Consider the following 22824-nt stretch of genomic DNA (forward strand, 5'->3'; position numbering starts at 1 on the left):
CGAGCGCCCGGAAGAGGGGGCGGGGAACTGTGCGACCAGCCACCCCTGCACCCGTACCCGGCAACGGCCAGACTTCCGAACGGCGCTCACCCGCCCCCGCCCATTCCCTCCCGCAGTCGCCCCAGAAGCTCTCGCGCCGCCGGCGGCATCGGCCCCTCCGCCCGCCACGCCAGGGCCACCCGGCCGCGTGCCCGTGGGTCCTGCAGAGGGAGGACGGTGAGGCCCGGCCGGGGGCCGAGACCAGGCAGGAGGGCAACCCCGAGCCCGCGAGCCGCCAGCCGGCCCAACGCGTCCGGCGTCGCCGCCTCGAACGCGATGTGCGGCCGGAAACCCGCCTCGGCGCACAGCCGTTCCAGGACACCGCGCACCCCGGTCCCGCGCGGCAGGCCGATCAGCCGGTGCCCGCGCAGGGCCGCTGGCGGAACGGCGGCGCAGCCGTCGTACTCGGCGAGCAGGGGGTGTCCGGGGACGGCCGCCGCGACCAGCGGCTCGTCGATCACCACGTGGTGGGCGATGCCCGGCGGCGCCTCCTCCGCGACACCGACCACCGCGAGGTCCAGCTCGCCCCGGCGCAGCGCGGCCAGCATCCGGTCGGAGGTGTCCTCGGTGAGAGTGACCTCCACTTGGGGGTGCGCCTCGTGGAAGTCCGCCAGCTGTCCGGCCAGGTCGAAGGGGTGCGCGAGGGTGCCGGGGACCAGACCGACGGCGACCCGGCCACGCAGCAGGCCGGTGTACTCCTCCACCGTCTGCCGCACCCCGTCGACCGCCGCGAGCGCGGCCCGCGCATACGGCAGTACGGCCTCACCCACCTCCGTCGGCCGCACCGAGCGGCCCGAGCGGTCCAGCAGCGGCTGCCCCAACTCCCGCTCCAGCTGCCGCACTTGTGCGCACAGCCCGGGCTGGGCCAGATGCAGCCGCTCCGCGGCCCGGGTGAACCCGGCCTCCTCGACCACTGTCACGAAGTACCGCAGCTGCCTCAACTCCATAACCGATCATGCTAGATGCGAGACGGATCATGTCTTGGACTTCCGGCGACGGCGTCCACCACCCTGGATGCATGGGGAAAGCAGCACACACCGCAGCAGACAGGCCCGCAACGGCCGCCGCCATCGCCGCCGAGCGTCGAGAACTGGCCGATCTCTTCGAGGCGTTGACACCCGAGCAGTGGAATGCGCCCAGTCTGTGCGCGGGGTGGCGGGTGCGGGAGGTCGTGGCGCACATGTCGATGGGGTTCCGCCATCCGACGGCGCGGGTGCTGGTGGAGCTGGTCAAGGCGCGCGGCAGCCTGCACCGCATGACCGACCGCCTCGCCCGCCGAGACGCGGCCACCCACCCGGACGCCGTACTCGCCGCGTTCCTGCACGCGCACGCCCACCACCCCTGGACACCCCCGGTCGGCGGCCTCGCCGCGGCCCTCGGCCACGACGTCGTGCACGGCCTGGACGTCACTGTCGCCCTCGGGCTGGACCGCGAGGTACCCGAGGACCGGCTGCGGATCCTGCTGGACGCCGTCGACCCGCGCGCCTTCCGGATCTTCGGCACCGACCTCACCGGCGTCCGGCTGTGCGCGGACGACGTGGACTGGTCCTTCGGCTCCGGCGCGCCCCTTTACGGCCGCGGCCAGGACCTCCTGCTGGTCGCGTACGGCCGCAAGCTGCCCGCCGGCCGGCTGCGCGGCGAGGAAGTTCACCGTTTCGTCACAGCCTGACCGGAACCACAACCCCCGGACCCCCGCGCAGGTCTAGTAGTCCGAGATCGTGGGCATCGCGCAGGGGAGCACCCGGGGCAGGCCCTGGGCGAGATGGGGAGAAGAGGTCGCACATGGGGGACATACGCAGACGGGGTGCCGTCGTGCTGGGCGTCACGGGACTGGTGGCGCCGCTCACGCTCGCCTTCACCGCGGCACCGGCCCAGGCCGCGAGCTGCACCACGCAGACGGGGCCGTACCAGAAGCAGGTGGAGAAGTTCCTCGGCCTGCCGGTCGACGGCAGGCAGTCCGCCGCCGACTGCCAGGCCATCAAGGCCTTCCAGGACAAGCACGGCATCATGCCCGACATCGGCTACGCCGGCCCGGTCACCTGGGGCGTGATGGACCTGATGAACAAGCAGAAGGCCGTCGGGAACAATCCGAACAAGGACGGCGCGTGCCCGGTGAACAAGGGCCGGATCGCCTGTGTGAACCTCACGCTCCAGCTGAGCTGGATCCAGGACGGCAGGAAACTCGTCTACGGACCGGTCCCCGTGCGCACCGGCCGCAAGGGCTACACCACCCGCACCGGCCTGAAGAAGATCTACTGGCGGGACCTCCACCACGTCTCGACCGTCTACAACGTGCCGATGCCCTACAGCCAGTTCTTCGACGGCGGCCAGGCCTTCCACTCGGTCAACCTGAGCATGTGGAACCCGCCGGGCTCGCACGGCTGCGTCAACATGACGACGAAGGACGCCAAGGCGTACTGGTCGCTGCTGAGGACGGGCGACGACGTCTTCGTGTACGGCCGCAAGCCGGGCACCTGATCACCACCCGAGCGGCACCCGAGTCCGTCGCCGCCCGGACCGTCACGCCTCCGGCGCGTCCCCGAAGTCGGGGATCGGCAGCCGGACCCCGCCCTGCCGCGCGGACTCGTGCGCGATGATGCCCGGCAGGGTGTAACGGGCGGCCACCCATGCGTTCACCGAGGGCAGCGAGCGGGTGTTGACCGCGGTGACGAAGTCGTCCACCAGGAAGTGGTGGCTGCCCTCGTGGCCGTTGTGCAGGTGGTCGAACTCCTGCGGCAGCCGCGCCCGGTCGTGCACCGGCGCCGAACCCGAGGTGAAGGCGGCCCGCAGGTCCGGCGCGATGTGCGCCAGGGACGGATCGTCGGGGGCCAGGGTCGGCTTGGGCTCCAGCAGCTCGCTGATGTCCTTCACCCCGTTCTTGTCCTGCCACAGCGCCACCGTCGCCAGCTGCTCCATGCTGGCCTCCGTACCGAAGAACCGGAACCGGGACTCGCGGATGTGCGAGGGATAGCCGACCCGCCGGAACTCGTTCGTACGGAACGATCCGCCGTCCGCAACCTCGAACAACGCGGTCGCGTTGGACACGTCGTTGTCGAACTGGCTGACCGAACGATCGAAAACGCCGTCACCGCGCTCGTCCCGCACTCCGATCGCCGACACGCTCACCGCGTGAGTACGCCAGGCCCCGAGCACCCCGCCCACCGAGTGCGTCGGGTACAGCAGCGGCGGATAGCTGGCCGTCGTCTTCCAGTTGTCGCCGCCGCTGTACTGGTAGGCCTCGTAGAAGCCCAGGTCCATGTCGTGCACGTAGTCGCCCTCGGCGTAGAAGAGCCGGCCGAAGGCACCCTGGGCGATCTGGTTGCGGGCGTGCACGGTCGCCGGGTTGTACTGGCTGGTCTCGCCCATCATGTACGTCAGCCCGGTCGCCCGTACCGCGTCGATGATCGCGGATACCTCCTCCGCGGTGATCGCCATGGGGACGGCGGAGTAGACGTGCTTGCCCGCGCCGAGGCCCGCCAGGACCAGCGGGCCGTGCGTCCAGCGCTGGGTGAAGACCGCGACGGCGTCGACCGCCTTCGACTCCAGCATGGCCTCGTACGACGGGAAGGTGCCGGCGAGACCCTGCGCGGCGGCGAGCCGCTCTGCCCGCTCGGGCAGCAGGTCGGTGACGTAGACGTCACGGACGCCGGGATGGGCCTGGAACAGCGTGGCGAACTGACCGGAGAACTGTCCGGCGCCGACGATACCGAGAGAGAAAGTCATGCCGATTACTTTTGATGCGGAAGAATCATACCGTCAAGGGGTGGGTGGGAGGTTCTGCGGCGCACCTTTGACCCCGTAGGGTTGGGGTGATTACTTCTGAGGCCGAAGAAAAGGAAAGATGAGGAGGGGGCGGGTCCATGACCAGTTGGCTGCCGCTGAGCCCCGCGGAGCGCTCCGTGGCGATCGAGGTGCTCGTGCACGGACCGCTGTCCCGCACCGAGCTGGCCCGGCGCCTCGGGCTCTCCCAGGGCAGTCTCACCCGGCTGACCAAGCCGCTGCTGGAGTCCGGGCTGCTGGCCGAGACCTCCGGGACGGCCGGACCGGCCCAGGCGCGCCAGGGCCGTCCGTCACAGCCGCTCGACGTCGTGGCCGACGCCCGCTCCTTCCTCGGCTTCAAGATCACCGGGGACATGGTCTACGGCGTCGTCACCACCCTGCGCAGCGAGGTGAGCGCACGGCTCGACCGGCCGCTCGTCACACACGACCCGGCCGCCGTCGCCGCACTGCTCGCGGAACTGGCGGCCACCCTGTCCGAGGGGCACCCCGCCCCCGCGGGCATCGGCATCGGCGTGGGCGGCCTCGTGCGCGAACGCGCGGTGGTCGCCGAGTCACCGTTCCTCGGCTGGCGGGACGTTCCGCTCGCCGCGCTGGTCGGGGAGCGCACCGGGCTGCCGGTCGTCGTGGAGAACGACGTGGCCGCGCTGGTCGAGGCCGAGACCTGGTTCGGCGCCGGCCGCGGACTCGACCGCTTCGCCGTCCTGACCATCGGCGCCGGGATCGGGTACGGGCTGGTGCTCGGCGGCAGGCGCGTACCGTTCGCGGAGGACGGCCACGGCTTCGGCCATCACTGGATCATCGACCCGAACGGCCCGCTCACCCCGAGCGGCGCACGCGGCAGCGCCGTGTCGCTGCTCACCATCCCCGGCATCGAGTACCAGATCCGCGCCGCCACCGGCCGTGACACCAGCTACGAGGAGATCCTCGCCGGCGCCGCCGCGGGCGAGCCCATGGCCTCCCGGGTGATCGACGAGGCCGCCCGGGCCCTCGGCACCCTCGTCGCGCAGATCGCCAACTTGGCGATGCCGCAGAAGATCCTGCTCGCCGGAGAGGGGGTCGGCCTGATGGATGTGGCCGGGAACACGGTCCGCGAGACGATCGGCGCCCACCGGCATCCGCTGGCCGACCCGGTCGACCTGGAGACGAAGGTGTCCGACTTCCACGACTGGGCACGCGGCGCCGCGGTGCTGGCGATCCAGGTGCTGGTGCTGGGTGAGGGCCCGGTGTGAACTCCCGTCCCAGGCTTGACACATCGACGTGATGAGCACCACGTCCGGAATGTCCGCCTCGGGTGTACTTACTCACAGCGCCTTCACCTCGATCGGCATATGCTTCACAGCATGTCCACCACTGTTGAAGCCGCCCCCGAGCGCTCGGCCGCGGAGGTCAACGAGGAGATCAGGGCCCTGTGGCGCCGGTCGGGCGGGACACTGACCACCGAGCAGCGCGCGGAGTACCAGCGCCTCGTGATGGAGTGGGCCGCCGCGGCCCCGCGGTCGCAGCGGGCGGCCTGACCGACCTCGCGCGGACCGCGCCTTCCCCTTACCTTCAGGGCACCCGTGAGCGCACGGGTGCCCTTCTCATGTCGCCCGCGTCACCCCGCCGCCCGCGTCAGCCCCAGGTCGCCGAGTAGTAGCGCTGATAGGCCTTGCGGTCCTGTTCGGCCCGGATGTAGCGGGTCGCGACCAGCGCGATCAGGCTGCCCGCGATGACCAGCAGCCCGGGACCGATGTTCCGGGTGTCCGTCAGCCGAGCCAGCAGCGTCTCGCCCTGCGCGCCCGTCACCGGCGCCGCGGAACCCGGCGAGGCCGCGTTCGGCGCCACCGCGCCCTGCGCGGCCGAGGCGGACGGCGCGGGGGAGGGGGACGCCTTCCCGGCGGCACCACCGGCGTTCTGCGCCGACACGATCAGCTTCACGTTCAGCGCCGCCAGCGCCCGCGTCACCGGCTGGAAGAACGTCGTCCCGCCCGTCGTGCAGTCACCGCTGCCGCCCGAGGTCACACCGAGCGCGATCCCGTCGGAGAACAGCGGCCCGCCGCTGTCCCCGGGTTCGGCGCACACATTGGTCTGGATCAGCCCGGTGACCGTACCCTCCGGGTAGTTGACGGTCGCGTTCAGCGCGGTGACCGTCCCGTCGTGCAGTCCGCTGGTGCTGCCGCTGCGGAACACCCGCTGCCCCACCGCCGCATCGGCGAGCCCCGTGATCCGCACCCCGTTGCCGCCGCCGATCGCGACGATGTCGGCGCCGTCACCGGCCCTGCCGGAGGCGTACTGCACCAGCGAGAAGTCATTGCCGGGGAAGGTGCTGGCCACCGTCCGGCCGAGCTGCTGATTCCCCTGGTTGTCGGCGAACCAGGTGGATCCCGCGGGACCGCAGTGGCCGGCCGTGAGAATGAAGTCGCTCTGCCCGTTCGTCACATTGAACCCCGCCGAGCAGCGGCCCCCCGTCGACAGGATCGGCTGGGCGCCGTTCAGCCGCGTGGTGAACGTGCCCTTCGTGCGCTCCATCCGCACGAAGCTCCCCGCCTTCGCGGCCACTTGGCTCATCCTGGACCAGTCGCTCGCGGACACCGTGCTGTCCGCGCTGACCAGGACCCGGTTGGTCCGGTAGTCCACCGCCCACGCGGTACCCGCCACACGCGGCGCCGAACGCAGCGCCGCCGTCGCCGACTTGAGCTCGTTCATGCTGTGCGCCACGACCTTCGCCTCGGCGCCCGCGCGCCGCACCTCCCGCGCCGCCGCCTCGTCGGTCACCGCCACGACCGGCCGCCCGTCGGCGCCGATCCAGCTGCCCGCCGTCCGTGCCGTGCCGAGCCGCGCCACCAGCGCGGTCCCGGTGCCCCCGGCGCCGGATGCGGCGGCGAGCGGCCTGGCGGCGGCCGGGGGTGTCTCGCTCGCCATGGCCGCCTGGGCGACCATCGCGCCGCCCAGGAGGAGTCCGCCGACCGCCGCCAGGCGTGTCACCCGCCTGACGATCCGTCGTCGTGCGTGCCGCATGCAGGGCTCCCGAAGCCGAACCGAACGCGCGCCGCCCGTGCCGGCGGCGCGGGACCCTCGGGTCGTCGAGGGCCCGTACCTCCATACGCGCCCGAAGGCCCGGGCGTTCAGCGCCTGACTTCGGAGGGCAGAGTTCAGCCCTTGCGGGCCACCCCGCCGAACATCGCGACCTCCTCCGGCTCCGCCCCGTGGTCGTCCTGCGGGCGCCAGCGCGAGCAGGACACGACACCGGGCTCCAGCAGCTGCAGACCGTCGAAGAACCGGGCCACGTCCTCGGGGGTGCGCTGGGTCAGCTTCGGGGTGCCGTGCTCGTTCCAGAACTTCACCGCCTCGTCCACGTCCGGCATCGCCGGGTGGGTGACGGTGTGCGACAGCACCAGGTGGCTGCCCGCCGGCAACCGGTCCGTCAACCGCCGCACCAGGCCGTAGGGGTCCTCGTCGTCGCCGATGAAGATGACCACGCCGAGCAGCATCAGCGCCACCGGCTCGCCGAAGTCCAGCGTCTTCGCCGCGTGTTCGAGGATCGCGTCGACATTGCGCAGGTCCTCGTCCAGATAGTCGGTACGGCCCTCGGGCGTGCTCGTCAGCAGGGCGCGCGCGTGCGCGAGGACCAGCGGGTCGTTGTCGACGTACACGATCCGCGCCTGGGGCGCGATCCGCTGGGCGACCTCGTGCGTGTTGCCGGCGGTGGGCAGCCCGGTCCCGATGTCCAGGAACTGCCGGATGCCCACCTCGCCGACCAGGTGGCGCACCGCACGGCCCAGGAACAGCCGGTCGGCACGCGCGTACTCCCCGATGCCGGGGTGCAGTTGACGTATCCGGTCGCCGGCCGCGCGGTCGACCTCGTAGTTGTCCTTGCCGCCGAGCCAGTAGTTCCAGATCCGAGCGGTGTGCGGCCGGCTGGTGTCGATACGGCCACGCAGCGAGACGGCCATGTCGTCGGCGGCTGCCGGGTTGTCGGTCATGTGGGTCAGCTCCTGGGTACGGATGAGTTGCCGGACGAGGGACACACCGTTCAAGACGCGATCCGCGCGCCCGAGTTGATCTCCGCCCGGCTCCCGGGCGTTCCGGTCGTTCCCGCGCCCCGCACGGGCTCCTATCGTGAGCCCCATGACCCGCATCCCGCCCGCCGTTCCCGGCGAACCCGACCCGCTGCACACCCTCGGCCTGGAGCAGCTGCGCCGCCGTACCAGCATGAAATGGCGCACCTACCCCGAGGACGTGCTGCCGCTGTGGGTGGCCGAGATGGACGTACCCCTCGCCGGACCCGTCGTCCGCGCCGCGACCGACGCCCTCGCCCTCGGCGACACCGGATACCCCGCCGGCACCGCCTACGCCGAGGCACTGGCCGCGTTCGCCGCCGCACGCTGGAACTGGGACGGGATCACCGTCGAGCGCACCGCGATCGTTCCGGACGTGATGCTCGGTGTGGTCGAGATGCTCAAACTGGTCACCGGGCCCGGCGATCCGGTGATCGTCAACCCGCCGGTGTATCCGCCGTTCTTCCAGTTCGTCACGCACATGGACCGCCGGGTGGTCGAAGCCCCGCTCGGCGCCGGTCTGCGGATCGACCCGGCCGCGCTGGAGGAGGCGTTCCGGGAGGCTACCGCCGGGACCGGCCGCGCCGCCTTCCTGCTGTGCAGCCCGCACAACCCCACCGGCACCGTGCACACCGCCGACGAACTGGCCGCCGTCGCCGCCCTCGCCGAGCGCTACGGCGTCCGGGTCGTCGCCGACGAGATCCACGCCCCGCTCGTCCACCCCGGCGTCACCTTCGTGCCGTACCTGAGCGTGCCCGGCGCCGAACGCGGCCTGTCCCTGATGTCGGCCTCCAAGGGCTGGAACCTGGCCGGCCTCAAAGCCGCCCTCGCCCTCGCCGGACCCAAGGCCGCCACCGACCTCGACCGGCTGCCCGAGGAGGTCGGCCACGGCCCCAGCCACCTCGGCGTCATCGCCCACACCGCCGCCCTGCGCGAGGCCACCGGCTGGCTCGACGCCCTGCTCACCGGACTTCAGGCGAACCGGCGACTGCTCGCCGGCCTGCTCGCCGAGCACCTGCCCGCGATCCGCCTGCACCCCGCCGAGGCCACCTGTCTCGCCTGGCTCGACTGCCGCGCCCTCGGCCTCGGCGACGACCCCGCACAGGTCTTCCTCGGCCTCGGCCGGGTCGCCCTCAGCTCGGGCCTGCCCTTCGGCACCGGCGGCGCGGGGCACGTACGACTGAACCTGGCGACCTCGCCGGACATCCTCACCGAGGGGGTACGGCGCATGGCCGCCGCCCTGGCGTGACCGAGCGGGACGCGCACGAGCCGGGCGGCCTCCTAGACTCCCGTGCATGGACGACACGCGGCTGGACCGGCTCGGCTCCGGCAAGTACCTGCTGGTGACCAGCCATCGCAGGGACGGCACCCCCGTCGCCACCCCGGTGTGGGTGGTCCGGGACGGTGACACCCTCGGCGTCTGGACGACCGCCGACAGCTTCAAGGTCAAGCGGATCCGCCGCCGCCCCGACGTCCTCGTCGGCCCCTGCGACCTGCGCGGCAACCCCACCGGCGACCAGGTGCCGGCCGCCGCGGAGATCACCGACGCCGCCACCACCGCCCGCTACCGGGACCTCATCGCCCGCAAGTACGGCATCGTCGGCCGCCTCACCCTGCTGGGCAGCCGGCTGCGGCGCGGACTGGACGGAACGGTCGGGATCCGGGTGACCCTCGCGGAGTGAGACGACCCTCGCGGAGTGCGAGCCGCCCGGAACCGAGCCTGCACCCGCAAGGGAGTTGCTCCTGGAGCCGAGGCGCCGGGGACGGCGGCGCGGCGCCGTCAGGTCCAGGCGCCCCGGTACGGCTCGTCCAGCAGCTGGAAGACCGGCTCGCCCCGCACCGGATCCTGGGCGGTGGACAGCCGGACCCGGTCGCCGCTGTGGATGCCGATCGGTGGGCCCATGACCCGGCCCCGTACGACGAACCCCTCGGCCATCTCTATCAGTGAGACATTGCGTGCCGCGGGCGTGTTGCGGTGCACCACGGTGGAGTGCCGGACCGTGCCGACGCCCTCGCTGCGCTCCGTGCGCAGCTCGCTGCCCTGGCACACCGGACACAGCAGCCGGTGGTACATCGCGGTGCCGCACCAGGTGCAGCGCTGGAAGACGAGGGCGTCCCTGGAGTCCGCGGAGACGGGGTCGAGAACACCCGCCGCGGAACCGGCCGCCGAATGCGAGGCGCTTGCTGAGTGGTGGTACACGCTGGTCAACTCCCTGCGCTCGGCCGGAATCCCGCGTGTCCGGCGCGCACCGGGCACACGCGTGCGCGGCAGCCGTGCCACCGTGCACGCCGACAGAGTATGGCACTCAGTGTCACTCGTAAAGGCACTGCGTACCCCCAATCTGTGGGCCGGGGTGTCAGGTGCGACCGAGTGCCGTCTCCAGCTCCTGCACCACCCGCCACAGCGGGGCGTCCCGGCGGGACACCAGCACCACCACGTCCTCGGGACCGCCCTCCGCCCCGCCGGCCGGCGGCCATTCGATCCGGGCAGGCGCCGCGACCGGCTCGGCCGTGTGCCCGAACGCCCGTTGCACATACCCCAGCGCGTGGTCCACGGCCGCTCCCGCGTCGCCCAGGCCGTCCGAACGCAGCCACGAGCGCAGGGCGTTGTTGTGCGCGGCGACCACGGCGGCCGCGATGACATCCGCCCGCAGCGTTCCGTCGGGCCGGCCCGCGAACCGTCCGCGCAGGTACTCGGCGAGGGCGCGTTCGTAACGCCACACCACCGACAGCTCGTAGGCCCGCAGGCCCGGCACCTGCTTGGTGAGGCGGTAGCGCTGCACGGAGAACGCCGGGTTCTCCGCGTACATCCCCAGCACCAGCCGGGCCGCGTCACACACCCGGCGCACCGGCTCATGCTCCTCCTTGCTCGCGGCGAGAAAGGCGGTCATGTCGGCCAGGCAGCGCTCGTGGTCGGGGAAGACCACGTCCTCCTTGGAGGGGAAGTAGCGGAAGAACGAACGCCGGCCGACGCCCGCCAGGGCCACGATGTCGTCCACGGTGGTCTGCTCGTACCCGCGTTCCAGGAAGAGCTGGAAGGCCGCCGCGACGAGGGCATCGCGCATCGGCGGCTTCACGGCCGGCGCCGCGCTGCTGGAGCTCATGGAGGGGAACGTAGCACCCGGATGAGCCCTATGGCACTCAGTGCAGTGCGAGTGGGTGCATGGGGGAACTGAGTGCTGGGGATTCGGCACCCGGTGCTGGGGTCGGGGTCCGTGCCTCGCAGCACGGAGTGCAGGTTGCGGGCAGGCCGGGGCTGGGAACAGGCGCGCCCGTACCCCGACGTAACCTTTCTGCATTCACCGCCGACACGGCACCTTTCCGTGCCCGCCGCCGACACGGCCGCATCCGCCCGAGGAGACCCCGTATGCCCGCCGCCCGCCCCCGCCTGCTCTACGTCACCGATCTGGCGTACGAGGCCCGCGGGCGCCGCTACTGCGACGAGGACATCTTCCTGACCTCCCGGCTGCGCACCCGCTTCGACCTCGCCCTGTGCCATCCGCTGGACGCCGAGGCGCTGATGGACGGCTTCGACGCCGTGATCGTCCGCAACAGCGGGCCCGTCCTCGGCTACCAGCGCGCGTACGACGCCTTCCGCGCGCGTGCCCTCGCCACCGGCACCCGGGTGTACAACCCGCTCACCGGCAAGGCGGACATGGCCGGCAAGCAGTACCTGCTCGACCTGAGCGCCGCGGGCTTCCCCGTCATACCGACGGTCGGCCGCGCCGAGGAACTGCACCTGCTGCCGGCCGCCGGGCGGTACGTCGTCAAGCCCATGCGGGGCGCCGACTCCCTCGGCCTCAGGATCGTGCCCGCAGGCCAGGTGCCCGCGCTCGCCACCGGCCAGGTCCTGATCCAGCCCTGCGTCGACTTCGTCCACGAGGTGTCCTTCTACTTCGTCGACGACGACTACCAGTACGCCCTGTACGCCCCCGACCCGGAGCGCCGCTGGGAGCTGAAGCCCTATGCGGCCACCGCCGCCGACCTGGAGTTCGCCCGGCGGTTCATCGACTGGAACGACCTCGGCCACGGCATCCAGCGGGTCGACGCCTGCCGCACCCGCGACGGCGACCTCCTGCTGGTCGAACTGGAGGACCTGAACCCCTACCTGTCCCTGCAGGCCCTGCCGGAGGAGGCCAGGGACGCCTTCGTCACCGCGTTCACGGCGTCCCTGGGCCGGTTCGTGCAGGGAGCGCGGGAGATGCTCAGCCCAGCCTGACGGTGACCCGCTGGGTGGCCCCGGCCGTGCCCGTGAGGTCGCCGAAGGTCAGGGTCAGTGCGGAACCGGTGGCCGCCGAGGCGAGCGTGCCCGGCGCGGACGTCACCGCGGCGACCGCCCGCCGCCAGGTCAGGGTGAGGCTCGTGCGCATACGCATCGGATCGCTCACCGCGATCACGGCGGTGCCGTCCTCGCTCTCACTGATCATCACGCAGCACGGATCGCTCGCGGTGAGCGTTCCGACCGTTCCGCCGAGCCAGAAGTTCATGGCGGTGAAGCCGAGCGAGGGCACCGACACGCCCTGCCGGCTGTCGGTGTTGGCGAGCACCGTCAGCCAGTTCGGGTCCGCTGCCCGGGCCTGCGTCCGGGCCGCGGTGGCACCCGGCAGCAGCTGGTAGGCGTACGAGGCGTTCGCCGGGTCGGTGCCGTGATCGACGTACATCGTCAGGTACCTGCGGTTCACGACGGTGGTCGAGCCGCCCTTGTTGATCGTGCTCCAGCTGCCGTCCCGGGCGTCGCGCAGGGCGTGCACCGTCGCCCGGCCGGGGAAGACATAGCCGCCGTGCCCGCCGATGTGCGCCCACTTCGCCCCGGTGAGCGTCGCGGACCAGGGGTAGGAGGCCGGCTGGACCGTGCCGTCGACGGTGAAGGGGGCGGCGCCGGTGGGGCCGAGGTTGCGGTTCTCCACGGTCGTCTCCACGGCCGTGCCGTCGGTGCAGGTGATGCCCGCACCGAGACAGACGACCGTGTCGTCCAGGAAGAACCACGACTTCTTCGCCACGAGCGTCGACTGCAGCCCCTTGAGGTACTGCCCGACGGCGGCACGCCGTCCGTCCGTCGCGCCGCCCACCCAGTGCACGTCCGGCATCGAGGCGCCCCAGTCCCCGCCGGCCCCGTCCGCCAGCGCCTTGCGCGAGACGGTCGTACCGGGCAGCCGGTAGGGGTCGACGGTGGGCCAGAAGGCGTCGCTGTACTGGCCGCCTGCGAAGGCGTCGCCCCACCAGTAGAGCATCCCGGACCCGGTGTGCCAGCCGCGCAGGTTCTCGCCGTTGCCGGTCTCGTAGTACGTGATCCTCTTGTTCGCCATGCTCAGCGCGGCCGCCCAGCCGGGTGCGCGGTGCGTGGCCCGCGCCATGGACGGGAAGAGCCGGTGCCCGGCCGGCTCGGCGAACGCCGTCACCGACTCGTCGTCCTGGACCCCTTTGAGCCGGGCCAGCTGCGGCAGGCTCAGCACCGGGTCGGCGAGCGGCGGGCTGTAGTGGTCGCGCTGCATCCAGCCCTTCACCAGAGCGCGCCAGCGGGCGTTCTCGGCCGTGCTCGCCCCCTGCCCGAGCAACACGATCGAGGCCAGGATCGGATGGCCGCGCAGATGGTCGTCCTGCTGGATCTGCTCGGGGTCCGCCGCCGAGAGCCCGCGGCTGATCGCCCGGCCGGCGACGGCGTCCATCACCAGGCCGTTGTGGAGGAACGGCGCCCAGGCGTGCTCCACCGCGTCGAACACCATCTGCCGGTTCGGATCCGTCACCGCCCAGCTCGAATCCGCCAGCAGTGCGAACAGCAGCCCGAGACCGCCGAGCAGGACGGAGCCGTAGGAGCCGGTGTACGGCACCGTCGTGTGCTGGATGAACGAGCCGTCGGCGTACAGGCCGTCGCCCGAGGTGACGTATGGGAACACGGGGGAGAGGGCGTCGCGGGCCAGCGCCACCTTGTCCGCGTTCGCTCCGACGACACCGCGCAGCGCCAGCACCCGGCACAGATCGACCCGGTTGGCACCCGTGCTCGTCCCGCTGTAGCTCGCGACCGCCGAGTCGGGCACGAAGTGGTCCACGGCGGCGAGGTAGCCGGCCAGCCTCTCGGCCGGCAGGGCGTCGTACATCAGCACGCACGCGTCCAGCAGCGCCTGCGGGGCGCCGATCTGCCAGCTGTACCAGTTGCCGTAGCGGGTCTGGTTCGCGTTGTAGACGTCGTCGTGGAGGTGGTCCAGGCCGGTGAGGATCGCGTCCCGCAGATCCGCGTCGCCGGTCAGGCCGGTGCCGGGCCGGCAGTAGGCCTGCGCGAGCGTGCTCAGCCGGGTGTAACTGGTGTTCATATTGCCCGAGTAGCCGTACGACTCCTGGTCGGTGTCCGGATCCGGGTCGGCGTAGACCAGGTCGGGCCACAGGGAGCCGGCGGCGGGGGCCAACGTGGCCCGGTACCGGCCCGCCGTCGTGCCCAGGTCGGCGAGCCGGCTCCGGAACGGTTCGGCCGTGGGGTCGAACCCCTCGCCGAGGATCAGGGCGCGCCATCTCGCCCGGAGCGTGGCGAACTCGTCCGGCGCCGCGTACGCCCGGGGCCCGAGACCCAGGGCGACAGCGGTTGCGGAGCAGACGGCCAGAAAACCGCGGCGTGACCAAGAAGGCGTCATGACGGCGCTGTCTAGCACGCGCTTTCCCAAACCCTCAACACTTCTTACCCAGTTGAGCGTCTCGAGCGTTTGGAGGATGTCGGCCGCGCCTGAACGGCGGCAGCTCCGTCGTCGTATCTCAGCACGGGGACGACGGAAGGAGAGCCAGGTGCCGACACCTCCCGATCCCGAACGGCCGCATCCCCGACCGGTCCTGGAACCTGTCCGGGTCCTGCGGCCCCGCCGTCTCGACGGCCTCGCGGAGCTGATGCGCGAGATGGACAGCGTTCCGGGGCGAACAGCGGACACCGACGAGGCGGAGACACAGGAGCTCCCGCCCGTACCGCCACAGCCCCGCACCAGGTCCGCCCTGCGCCGGACCGCCGTCGCCGGGGCGGTGGCCGCCGCGGCTCTCCTCGGTTTCGGCGGCGCCCTGCTCCTCACCGGCCGCCAGCAGGCCGCGGCGACCGCGCCCCCGCACCGGCCGGCGACGACCGCACCGCCCGCCACCTCACCGGCACCGACCCCCACCGCATCCCCCGCGCCCACCGCCGCCACCGCGACCACCGACCCGGACGGCCCCGGCACCCTCCGCCCGGGCGACACCGGCCCCCAGGTCACCGAACTGCAGGAACGGCTGCTCCGCATCCCGGACGTCTACCGCGAGGGCTCCACCAGCGGCACCTACGACGCCGACCTGACCGCGGCCGTGGCCCGGTTCCAGCTCTGGTACGGCATCAGCGGCGACGAGACCGGTGTCTACGGCGACGACACGCGCCGCGCGCTGGAGTCGCGGACCAGCCTGGGCGACGATTCATGAGAGGGGCGCAGGGAACCCCGGGGGAGCGGCGCGGGCCGCGTCCGGGCCTTCCTGCGTACGCCGAGGCCGAGCCGTAGCGGCGGACGGGAGCGCGGTGCCATGACGGACGTGGACGGGACGCGGAGCACGGGGGACGCGGGTGCGGCGGGCCCGGAGAGCAGGAACGGCGCCACGGACGGCCCCGTGAAGCGCTCCATGGCCGGCTTCTTCGCACGGCTGGACCCCGACCTGTGCGTGGTCACGGCCGTGGCCGACGGTGAGCGGGCCGGGTGTCTGGTCGGCTTCGCCTCGCAGTGCTCCATCCGGCCGCCCCGGTTCGCCGTCTGGCTGTCCAAGGCCAACCACACCTACCGTGTCGCCCGGGCCGCCCAGCACCTCGGCGTCCACCTGCTCACCCGCGACCAGCGGGACCTCGCGGAGCTCCTCGGCGGCGAGACCGGCGACAAGATCGACAAGTTCGCGCACCTGGAGTGGACGGAAGGGTACGGCGGCGCGATGGTGCTGCGGAACACGGCGGCCTGGTTCGTCGGCACCATCCTCCACCGCACCGACGGAGGCGACCACGTGGGCTTCGTCCTGGATCCGGTGCAGTGGGGCCAGGGCCCCGGCGGGCCGCTGCTGCGCCTGTCCGACGCGGTCGGCATCAAGGCCGGTCACCCCGTGGACTGAACGTATTCGAACACCGGGAGACACACCGAAGAAGGCATTGCCCGGACGGTGCGCCGGCGCCATCATGGGCAGCCCGCGGCCGACGGCCGCGCGTACCGCCGCACCACGAACGAAAGCCAGCCCCGATGACCGGCTCCCGCATCCCGGGCCTGCTCGTGCCCGCCGTCTTCCTGCTGGCCCTCGTCGTCGGGGTGCTCTGGTACTGGCGGCACCGGAACGACGACTGATGCCGGCGGCGTCACGGGTCCCGGCGCCGACCGGTCCTAGTCGACCGTGCCCGGCGCGTCCGCCACGTCCGTCAGGTCCTCCAGCGGCACCCTGATGTCCAGCACGCACACATCGTCCCGCCCCTCCTCCGCGAGCATCGTGGCGAGCAACGCGTCCAGGGATCCGGACGCGCCGCAGCCCTGGTCGCGCACCGTTTCGGCCAGCCGGTCCAGGCCCACATCGAGGCTCTCGCCGGTGCGCTCGACCAGGCCGTCGGTGTACAGCAGCAGCCGGTCCCCGGGCTCCAGGCCGAGTTCCGCCGCCTCGAAGACGGGGGCCGCGCTCGCGCCGAGCAGCATGCCGCCGGGCCGGTCGAGATAGCGCACCTCCCCGCGACGCACGAGCAGCGGCGGCAGATGCCCGGCCTGCGCCCAGGCGAGGACGTGCCGGGCGGGGTCGTAGCGGGCGAGCACCACGGTGGCGGTGGTCTGGGTGTCGCGCGAGTGCAGCAGCAGGTAGTTGAGCCGGGCCAGCACCCCGGTCAGCGACGAGCCGGTGGTGACCATGCCCTTCGCGCTGAATCTGAGCTGGGCCATCGTGGCCACCGCGTCGACGCCGTGGCCGGCGACGTCACCGACCACGAACAGCGCGTGCTCGTCGGGCAGTTCGATGGCGCTGAACCAGTCGCCGCCCACCTGGATGCCGGACTGGGCAGGCAGATACGCGACCTCGATGCGCAGCCCGGCCAGCCGCACCGGCTTGATCGGCAACGGCAGCAGGGCGTGCTGCAGCCGGGCGGCCAGGGCCCGCTCGGCCTGCAGGATCCCGCGCTGCAGCAGCATCGCCCGCTCGCTCTCCACGAGCGCCAGTTCCGCGCTGCGCTGCCGGGTGAGGTCCTGGACGAAGCCGTGCACCTCGACGGTGGTGCCGTCCGGCGCCGTGACGGCCTCCGCGACCAGCCGCAGATGCCGGATCCCCTCGGGCGTGTCGATGCGGAACGGCACGTCGAACCGCCGGGCGTGGCGGACGAGTTCGGCGATCGCGTGAGTGAGCGGCCCCGCGTCGTCCGGCAGGGCGAGGTCCGGGAGCCGTTCCAGAGCGAGCGGCCGCTCGCTCTGGGGGCGGCCGAGGACGGCGTACGTCTGCTCGGACCAGGAGATCTCCCGGGTGATCAGGTTCCAGTTGGCCCAGCCGAGGTTGCCGAGCCGCTGCACATCGGCCAGCCGCTGCTCCTGCCGCTCGGCGGGGTCGTGCCGCACCCAGGTGACCAGCAGCCCCTCGCCCAGCGGGGCGGCCCGCACCGAGTAGGTGGCGACCACGGGGACGTCGCCGACCACCTCCTGATGGACGAACGGCTCGCTCTCGAACGGCACCCCGGCCTCCAGCGCCTGGAGACAGCCCTGCCACAGCGGCTCGCCCGCGACGGCCGGATAGCTCTCCAGGACCTGTCTGCCGGCCATCTCCCGGCCGGACCGGCCCAGCACGTCGACCGCCTCGGAGGTGGCGGCCTCGATGCGGTAGTCCGCCACCTCGCCGGAGGCGGCGCGCAGCGGCGTCAGCAGGATCGCCGCCCCCGGCAGCGCGTCGAACACCGCCTGCACGGTCTGGACGACGGCGCCGCTGGCGCGTTCCCGCGGGGTGTCGAAGGCGCGCAGCCGACCCGCGCACAGCCGGGCCACGGCCTGCAGCAGCCGCCGCTCGCGCGGTTCGAACGTCCCGCCGCGGCTGCGGCACACGCCGAGGGCGACCTGCGCGGAGTCCCCGGCCGGCATGGGCAGCCAGGCGCGGCTGGGCCAGCGCTCCGGCGACCCCCCGATGATCAGATACCGGTCGTGGTCCGCGGAGAGGTCCTCCAGCCATCGCGGCTCGCCGGTCCGCAGGGCGTCGAGCGGGGCCATTCCGGTCGCCGGTGGGACGTACCGCCACTGCGCGGCGAAGGTCGTGTCGAGGCCGGCGTGCCCGATCAGTTCGAGACCGCCCTCGGGCAGCCGCGCGTACAGCATCACGGCGTCGGCGTCCGTCTCGGGCGCGATGTGGCCCAGCAGGCACCAGGCCAGCTCGTGCGGCGTGCCGACCCGGACCAGGTCCCGGCCGATGCGCCCGAGTGTCTTGGCGAGGTCCACCGCGCCGGTCGGCGCGCCCCAGGAGTCGGCGGCCGGCGGTCCGGCGGGTGACGTGCCGTCCGGCTGCTCCTTCGGCGGCGGCAGGGCGCCCAGGGTGAGCCAGCACTGTTCCAGGAGCGTGCGGTTGCCGTCCGCGGCGCGCCGCAGCAGCTCGTCGTGCGCGGCCTCCGGGGAACATCCGGTGACGGCCATCAGCACGCCTTTGGCCCTCTCCTGGACCGCCGAGGTGGCGGCCAGGTCCCGCAGCCGTTCCATCTCCGCGCGCTGCCGGGCCACGACCCTGGCCAGCGCGGCCGGATCGCCGCCGATGGGATTCGCCGGGTGAACGGGCTCGCTCGTCACGCGACGAGCATGGCACATCGGGGCCCGCTGGATCACTCTTCTGGCGGGTCGGGATTCATATGAGCTTCACACGAGCTTCGTACGATTGCCCGAGGACACGCACGAGTCGTCCGCGTGATCCCCGCACGACGGGGGAAACGGTGGTGCGCCGTCGGCCGACGGAGCCGGTGGAGGTCTGTGGATCAGCGGCCCGTGCCGCGTCCGGCCAGGGCCTCGCTGACCGCGCGGACGCTGCGCGCTATGTGCTGTAGCTGCAGGACCTCGGCGGCGTACAGCTTGATCGTGTGCTCGATGACCGACTCGGGCAGGCCGAGCATCGGCAGTTCGGCCCGTGCGGTCTGCAGTGCCGTCCGGGCCACCCGGATCTCCTGCTGGACCTGCAGCTGGGCGTGCCGGGCCAGCAGGACGGGGTGGCGGATGAGGGCCGGATAGCTGGCGTAACGCGCGGGAATCAGCTCACGCAGCCACTTGGCCGCCGAGCGCTCCCAGTCGTACGAGCCCGGCGTCTTGACCTGGCAGGGCCAGTCGGGGCTGATGCGGGTGCTGGTCAGGGGCATGGTCTTCGCTTCCGGTGTGCGGCGTCGTGAGGGTGGTCCGACGGGTGCGGGGCGGCCCCGGCCTAGGGGATGGCCGGGGCCGCCACGGGCGCGTCGCGCAGACGGCGCGCCCCGGTACACCCCGGGCGCCGACGTGGGTAGGGGACGGCGGCTGGGGGTGTCCGTGCGGGGCCCCGGGCGTCGGAAACCGGCGCTGCGCGGTGACTGGGCATACGCATGGGCGGTCCGTCGGCTTTCTCGGGGCGGTGTGCGAGCGGTGAGTCCGCAGGTGCGGAATGTGCCCGGAGTGGGCCGGGCGCGATGAGCAGTATTTATATATGCCGTCTGGTTTGCAAGACGTATGAAAACATTCATGCGTGATTTGTCGTGGATGATCCCCGTCCATGGCAGGGGAGACCGCAGGATCTTCACCGCATCCGGCGTCGCGGCCGCACGAATGCGCGGGATTCAGTCCTTCATGAAGAACTGGTGCTGGTCGGAGAGCTGCTCGTACTTCTCCAGCCGGGCCTGGGTGCGCTCCGGATCGGCGTCGGTCATGGCCTGCAGCAGTGCGGCGGCCATCATGCCCGGCGCGGCGTAGGAGTCGAAGACCAGCCGGGAGCCGGTGCCGGTGGCGAAGGTGACGTCGGCCTCGTCGGCCACCGGCCCGAGCGCCAGGTCGGTCACCAGGGCGACCTTCAGACCCGCGCCGCGGGCCACCCGGACGGCCTGCAGCGTCTCCTGGGAGTGCCTCGGCATGGCGAAGGCCAGCACCCAGGTGCCGCCCGCCTCACGGCACTGCAGCAGCGCGTCGTAGGCCACGCTGCCGCCCCGGGTGACCAGCCGCACGTCGGGGTGGATGCGGCGGGCGGCGTAGCCGAAGTACTCGGCGAGCGACTCCGAGATGCGCAGGCCCAGCACCGTCAGCGGGGTGGAGCGGGACAGCTCGCGGCCGACCCGGATGATCTGGTCGGGGTCGGCGAAGTCGCGCCGCAGGTTCTCCAGGTTCTCGATCTCGGCGTCGACGGCCGCCTGCAGCTCGTTGGCCCGGTTCTCCTCCGCCGGCCCGCCGGCCAGCGTGCTCAGCGCGATCGCCTGCAGCCTCTCGCGCAGGGCGGGGTAGCCGCTGAAGCCGACGGCGCCGGCGAAGCGGGTGACCGAGGGCTGGCTGACCCCGACCCGGTCGGCCAGCTCGGTGATGGACAGGAACGCGGCCTCGGTGATGTGCTCGATCAGGTACTGGGCGATGCGCCGCTGCCCCGGCGACAGACGGGGGCCGTCGAAGAGTTCCCTGAGCTGCGAGGTCGGGGCGGCCTCGGCCGCGGGCCCGGCCTTGCCGGACGTGATCGCTGATGCCTGTGCGCGTGCCTGCTGCGGCGAGGACACCGGTCCGCCTCCTTTGTCTGCCACAAGCACTCAACATAGCTCACCCACCGTCAGGAACAGGGGGTTGAGCAGGAGGTTTCAGCGCCGGAAGAGGCTGATGGAATGGCCCACGTCACCGGCGGGCCGGCTGCTGCCGACCAGCTCGGCGAGCCGTCCACGCGCCTTGGCGAGCGCGGAGTCCGAGACCACCAGCAGCCCGTGCACCCGCTGCGGCGGCACCGTGCGCGGATCGGCGGCGTGGATGCCGTAGTACGACGGCACGCCGCTGCCCTTGTACACCAGCCACACCCGCTCGCCCGGATACCGCTCACGGAGCCGGTCGGCGAGCCGGCCCAGGTCCTGTCCCCAGTCCACGTTGGAGTCGTGCAGCAGCCGGTGGGTGTGGGCGGGGCCGCCGCAGGCCTCGTTGGAGTACGGCAGGTAGTACGGGAACGTCCGCAGCGAGCTCACGGCCGTGCACAGCACCAGCGCCGCCGTCACGGCGGCCGTCCACCGCCGGCCGGGACGGGGCACACAGGCCGCCGCCACCGCGAGGAACATCGGCACGAACAGCGCGTACCGCGTGCCGAAGTCCCGCGACCCCGTCATGGCCGCCGCGAGCAGCACCCCGGGCGGCAGCAGCACGTACGGCGCCGCGGGCCGCAGCCGCCGCACCGCCACGACCGCCACCGCACCCGCCGCGCCCAGCGCCAGCAGCCCGAGCGGCGTCTTCACCAGCAGGGCGGCCGGCAGGTAGTACCAGAGCGAGCCGGTGTACAGGTGCCCGAACAGATAGCCCTGCCACGGCTGGTCCTCCAGCCCGAACTGCACCCGCGTGCCCGCCCGGTAGGCACCGGGCACCGGCAGCAGGTCCACCAGCCGGCCGCGCAGCCCGTGCAGGGCCGGCACCGGTTCGGCGGGGGAGAACCGCAGGCCGGGATCCACGGCCAGATACGCGGCCCAGACGACGGCGAGCGCCACCACCGCCACGACGACCGCACCGCCCAGCGCCGACAGCGCTTTCCGGCGCCGGCCGCCGGGGGCACCCGCGAGGACGGACAGGGCGGTGCGCGGGCGCGTGTCGGCCGCGCCGGAAAGCGCGAACAGGGACAGGGCCTCCTGCGGGCGGGCGCCCGCGGGGCCCGCGAGGGCGGAGCGGGCCGTACGCCGGCGAGGATCGGCCCGGGTCGTGAGGACGGACAGGACCCGCTGGGCCCGGCCCGTGCGCGTGGGCGGCCCGCCGGTCGGAAGGGTGTCCCGTTCCCGACCGTCGTCGCTTGTGCCCGGGCCGTCGGCGTGCGGTGTCCGCCGCTTTCGGCCGTCGCCCGTGTCCGGTCCGCCGGTTCCCGGCGCCTCCCGCTCCCGGCGGAGGCTCGTGTCACGGCGCGCGCCGGTCGGGTGCATGTCCCGATCCGGGCCGATGTCCGTGTGCCGTCCGCCCCTTGGGTGTGCCCACCGCGCCAGGCCCGGGCTCGCGTCCGGCCGATCCCCCGGCGGCAGCCCCGGTCCCCGGTGCGCCGTCAGGACGGCCGCCGCGGCCAGCGCCATCAGCACCGGAACCGCCGGCAGTGCGCTCATCTTGGTCGCCGCGGCCGCGCCGAGAGCCGCCCCGGCGAGCGGAAGATACAGCCGGGGCCGGCGTCGTGCCCGCCACACCAGCCAGGCCGACGTCAGCACGAACCCGGCCATCGGCACGTCCAGCGTGGCCAGCGAGCCGTGGGCGATCAGATCGGGCGAGAAGGTGTACAGGGCGAGTGCCACCAGGCCGCCCGCCGCGCCCGTCAGATCGCGGCCGAACGCGAAGGCGACCAGGCCGAACAGCAGCGTCAGCACGATCACCGGAAGCCGCGCCCACAGCATCACGCGCCAGGGGTCGTTGCCCGACTCGTAGAGCAGATGCCGGCCCACATCCCCCTGGGTGCCGGTGTACGACGGGTCGTAGTGCGGGTCCGCCACCGCCACACCCGTCGCGATCAGCAGCTTGCCGAGCGGCGGGTGCTCGGGGTTGTAGCGGATCCGGTGCTCGTGCAGATAGTCGGTGGCGGTCGCGACGTACACCGGCTCGTCGATGGTCGGGGTCTGCTGGACGGCCGTGGTGACCATCGCCGCGGCCATCTGGGCGAGCAACAGCGCGGCCAGCAGCGGCACCAGCCACCGCCGGTGGCGGCGCAGCCGGGCGCGGAGGCGGGCGGCGGCCGGCCGGCGCGTGCCCTCGACGGCAGTCGCACGGCTGAGGAGCAAGTGCTGTTCGCGCGCCATCATCCGCCCCGAGGTGGCACCGGCCGGGGCTCGGCGGGAACGGTC

General features: G+C 72.8%; 20 protein-coding genes. 9 read left to right on the plus strand and 11 right to left on the minus strand.

The window, feature by feature from the left end:
• Window positions 1-86 precede the first annotated feature (86 nt).
• Window positions 87-986: a LysR family transcriptional regulator gene (locus ACWCQS_RS04445; protein ID WP_451003061.1), complete on the minus strand. Its 900-nt coding sequence runs from the start codon at window positions 984-986 to the stop codon at window positions 87-89.
• Between the two features lie 71 nt (window positions 987-1057).
• Between ACWCQS_RS04445 and ACWCQS_RS04450 the strand changes: the two genes are divergently transcribed.
• Both ACWCQS_RS04450 and ACWCQS_RS04455 read left to right on the plus strand, forming a co-directional pair.
• Entirely contained in the window at window positions 1058-1708 is a 651-nt protein-coding gene (locus tag ACWCQS_RS04450) for a maleylpyruvate isomerase family mycothiol-dependent enzyme (protein WP_451003062.1), read from the plus strand.
• A 113-nt stretch (window positions 1709-1821) separates the two neighbouring features.
• A complete protein-coding gene (locus ACWCQS_RS04455) occupies window positions 1822-2517 on the plus strand; it encodes a L,D-transpeptidase family protein (RefSeq protein ID WP_451003063.1) in 696 nt (231 codons plus the stop codon).
• Window positions 2518-2559: 42 nt separating this feature from the next.
• On the opposite strand, the gene ACWCQS_RS04460 is transcribed toward ACWCQS_RS04455, so the two are convergent.
• Window positions 2560-3762 carry a Gfo/Idh/MocA family protein gene (locus ACWCQS_RS04460; protein ID WP_451003064.1) on the minus strand — a complete coding sequence of 401 codons (1203 nt, stop codon included), beginning with the start codon at window positions 3760-3762 and terminating at the stop codon, window positions 2560-2562.
• Between the two features lie 137 nt (window positions 3763-3899).
• On the opposite strand from ACWCQS_RS04460, the gene ACWCQS_RS04465 reads away from it, so the two are divergent.
• Window positions 3900-5048, plus strand: a complete 1149-nt coding sequence (locus tag ACWCQS_RS04465) for an ROK family protein (RefSeq protein ID WP_451003065.1) — start codon at window positions 3900-3902, stop codon at window positions 5046-5048.
• A gap of 99 nt (window positions 5049-5147) precedes the next feature.
• A complete protein-coding gene (locus tag ACWCQS_RS04470; RefSeq protein ID WP_388625495.1) occupies window positions 5148-5333 on the plus strand; it encodes a hypothetical protein in 186 nt (61 codons plus the stop codon).
• A 97-nt stretch (window positions 5334-5430) separates the two neighbouring features.
• Here the strand turns inward: ACWCQS_RS04470 and ACWCQS_RS04475 are convergent, their stop codons facing one another.
• Window positions 5431-6816, minus strand: a complete 1386-nt coding sequence (locus ACWCQS_RS04475) for a S1 family peptidase (RefSeq protein ID WP_451003066.1) — start codon at window positions 6814-6816, stop codon at window positions 5431-5433.
• Window positions 6817-6950: 134 nt separating this feature from the next.
• Window positions 6951-7781: an SAM-dependent methyltransferase gene (locus tag ACWCQS_RS04480; protein ID WP_451003067.1), complete on the minus strand. Its 831-nt coding sequence runs from the start codon at window positions 7779-7781 to the stop codon at window positions 6951-6953.
• 145 nt (window positions 7782-7926) lie between these two features.
• On the opposite strand from ACWCQS_RS04480, the gene ACWCQS_RS04485 reads away from it, so the two are divergent.
• Together ACWCQS_RS04485 and ACWCQS_RS04490 are read left to right on the plus strand one after the other, a co-directional pair.
• Window positions 7927-9105, plus strand: a complete 1179-nt coding sequence (locus tag ACWCQS_RS04485) for a MalY/PatB family protein (RefSeq protein WP_451003068.1) — start codon at window positions 7927-7929, stop codon at window positions 9103-9105.
• 46 nt (window positions 9106-9151) lie between these two features.
• The gene (locus ACWCQS_RS04490; protein ID WP_451003069.1) at window positions 9152-9538 is read left to right on the plus strand and encodes a PPOX class F420-dependent oxidoreductase; all 387 of its coding nucleotides are present in this window, start codon (window positions 9152-9154) and stop codon (window positions 9536-9538) included.
• A gap of 98 nt (window positions 9539-9636) precedes the next feature.
• Here ACWCQS_RS04490 and ACWCQS_RS04495 read toward each other — a convergent pair whose 3' ends face one another.
• Together ACWCQS_RS04495 and ACWCQS_RS04500 are read right to left on the minus strand one after the other, a co-directional pair.
• On the minus strand, window positions 9637-10056 hold the full coding sequence (locus tag ACWCQS_RS04495) for a Zn-ribbon domain-containing OB-fold protein (RefSeq protein ID WP_451003070.1): 420 nt from the start codon (window positions 10054-10056) through the stop codon (window positions 9637-9639).
• Window positions 10057-10213: 157 nt separating this feature from the next.
• Entirely contained in the window at window positions 10214-10960 is a 747-nt protein-coding gene (locus tag ACWCQS_RS04500) for a TetR family transcriptional regulator (protein WP_451003071.1), read from the minus strand.
• A gap of 263 nt (window positions 10961-11223) precedes the next feature.
• On the opposite strand from ACWCQS_RS04500, the gene ACWCQS_RS04505 reads away from it, so the two are divergent.
• A complete protein-coding gene (locus ACWCQS_RS04505; RefSeq protein WP_451003072.1) occupies window positions 11224-12075 on the plus strand; it encodes a hypothetical protein in 852 nt (283 codons plus the stop codon).
• Here the strand turns inward: ACWCQS_RS04505 and ACWCQS_RS04510 are convergent.
• Window positions 12062-14479 (minus strand): polysaccharide lyase 8 family protein, encoded by a 2418-nt coding sequence (locus ACWCQS_RS04510; protein ID WP_451003073.1) that lies wholly within the window; start codon window positions 14477-14479, stop codon window positions 12062-12064. The genes ACWCQS_RS04505 and ACWCQS_RS04510 overlap by 14 nt on opposite strands.
• Window positions 14480-14627: 148 nt before the next feature.
• Between ACWCQS_RS04510 and ACWCQS_RS04515 the strand changes: the two genes are divergently transcribed.
• Window positions 14628-15278 carry a peptidoglycan-binding protein gene (locus ACWCQS_RS04515; protein WP_451003074.1) on the plus strand — a complete coding sequence of 217 codons (651 nt, stop codon included), beginning with the start codon at window positions 14628-14630 and terminating at the stop codon, window positions 15276-15278.
• Window positions 15279-15473: 195 nt separating this feature from the next.
• Window positions 15474-15947 (plus strand): flavin reductase family protein, encoded by a 474-nt coding sequence (locus ACWCQS_RS04520; protein WP_451003503.1) that lies wholly within the window; start codon window positions 15474-15476, stop codon window positions 15945-15947.
• Window positions 15948-16210: 263 nt separating this feature from the next.
• Here the strand turns inward: ACWCQS_RS04520 and ACWCQS_RS04525 are convergent, their stop codons facing one another.
• From ACWCQS_RS04525 to ACWCQS_RS04540, 4 genes are all read right to left on the minus strand, one after another.
• The gene (locus ACWCQS_RS04525; protein WP_451003075.1) at window positions 16211-18637 is read right to left on the minus strand and encodes a SpoIIE family protein phosphatase; all 2427 of its coding nucleotides are present in this window, start codon (window positions 18635-18637) and stop codon (window positions 16211-16213) included.
• A 164-nt stretch (window positions 18638-18801) separates the two neighbouring features.
• Window positions 18802-19176 carry a hypothetical protein gene (locus tag ACWCQS_RS04530; protein ID WP_451003076.1) on the minus strand — a complete coding sequence of 125 codons (375 nt, stop codon included), beginning with the start codon at window positions 19174-19176 and terminating at the stop codon, window positions 18802-18804.
• 447 nt (window positions 19177-19623) lie between these two features.
• Entirely contained in the window at window positions 19624-20541 is a 918-nt protein-coding gene (locus ACWCQS_RS04535; protein ID WP_451003077.1) for a MurR/RpiR family transcriptional regulator, read from the minus strand.
• A 78-nt stretch (window positions 20542-20619) separates the two neighbouring features.
• Complete coding sequence (locus ACWCQS_RS04540) at window positions 20620-22782, minus strand: phospholipid carrier-dependent glycosyltransferase (RefSeq protein WP_451003078.1); 2163 nt, start codon at window positions 22780-22782, stop codon at window positions 20620-20622.
• Window positions 22783-22824: the final 42 nt, after the last annotated feature.

The sequence above is a fragment of the Streptomyces sp. NPDC002076 genome (assembly GCF_053593835.1).

What these genes read in the sequence shown, in the direction of transcription:
- ACWCQS_RS04445 (WP_451003061.1), bottom strand. Translation starts at nt 986, where the DNA reads ATGGAGTTGAGGCAGCTGCGGTACTTCGTGACAGTGGTCGAGGAGGCC.
- ACWCQS_RS04450 (WP_451003062.1), top strand. Translation starts at nt 1,058, where the DNA reads ATGGGGAAAGCAGCACACACCGCAGCAGACAGGCCCGCAACGGCCGCC.
- ACWCQS_RS04455 (WP_451003063.1), top strand. Translation starts at nt 1,822, where the DNA reads ATGGGGGACATACGCAGACGGGGTGCCGTCGTGCTGGGCGTCACGGGA.
- ACWCQS_RS04460 (WP_451003064.1), bottom strand. Translation starts at nt 3,762, where the DNA reads ATGACTTTCTCTCTCGGTATCGTCGGCGCCGGACAGTTCTCCGGTCAG.
- ACWCQS_RS04465 (WP_451003065.1), top strand. Translation starts at nt 3,900, where the DNA reads ATGACCAGTTGGCTGCCGCTGAGCCCCGCGGAGCGCTCCGTGGCGATC.
- ACWCQS_RS04470 (WP_388625495.1), top strand. Translation starts at nt 5,148, where the DNA reads ATGCTTCACAGCATGTCCACCACTGTTGAAGCCGCCCCCGAGCGCTCG.
- ACWCQS_RS04475 (WP_451003066.1), bottom strand. Translation starts at nt 6,816, where the DNA reads ATGCGGCACGCACGACGACGGATCGTCAGGCGGGTGACACGCCTGGCG.
- ACWCQS_RS04480 (WP_451003067.1), bottom strand. Translation starts at nt 7,781, where the DNA reads ATGACCGACAACCCGGCAGCCGCCGACGACATGGCCGTCTCGCTGCGT.
- ACWCQS_RS04485 (WP_451003068.1), top strand. Translation starts at nt 7,927, where the DNA reads ATGACCCGCATCCCGCCCGCCGTTCCCGGCGAACCCGACCCGCTGCAC.
- ACWCQS_RS04490 (WP_451003069.1), top strand. Translation starts at nt 9,152, where the DNA reads ATGGACGACACGCGGCTGGACCGGCTCGGCTCCGGCAAGTACCTGCTG.
- ACWCQS_RS04500 (WP_451003071.1), bottom strand. Translation starts at nt 10,960, where the DNA reads ATGAGCTCCAGCAGCGCGGCGCCGGCCGTGAAGCCGCCGATGCGCGAT.
- ACWCQS_RS04505 (WP_451003072.1), top strand. Translation starts at nt 11,224, where the DNA reads ATGCCCGCCGCCCGCCCCCGCCTGCTCTACGTCACCGATCTGGCGTAC.
- ACWCQS_RS04510 (WP_451003073.1), bottom strand. Translation starts at nt 14,479, where the DNA reads ATGACGCCTTCTTGGTCACGCCGCGGTTTTCTGGCCGTCTGCTCCGCA.
- ACWCQS_RS04520 (WP_451003503.1), top strand. Translation starts at nt 15,474, where the DNA reads ATGGCCGGCTTCTTCGCACGGCTGGACCCCGACCTGTGCGTGGTCACG.
- ACWCQS_RS04525 (WP_451003075.1), bottom strand. Translation starts at nt 18,637, where the DNA reads ATGTGCCATGCTCGTCGCGTGACGAGCGAGCCCGTTCACCCGGCGAAT.
- ACWCQS_RS04530 (WP_451003076.1), bottom strand. Translation starts at nt 19,176, where the DNA reads ATGCCCCTGACCAGCACCCGCATCAGCCCCGACTGGCCCTGCCAGGTC.
- ACWCQS_RS04540 (WP_451003078.1), bottom strand. Translation starts at nt 22,782, where the DNA reads ATGATGGCGCGCGAACAGCACTTGCTCCTCAGCCGTGCGACTGCCGTC.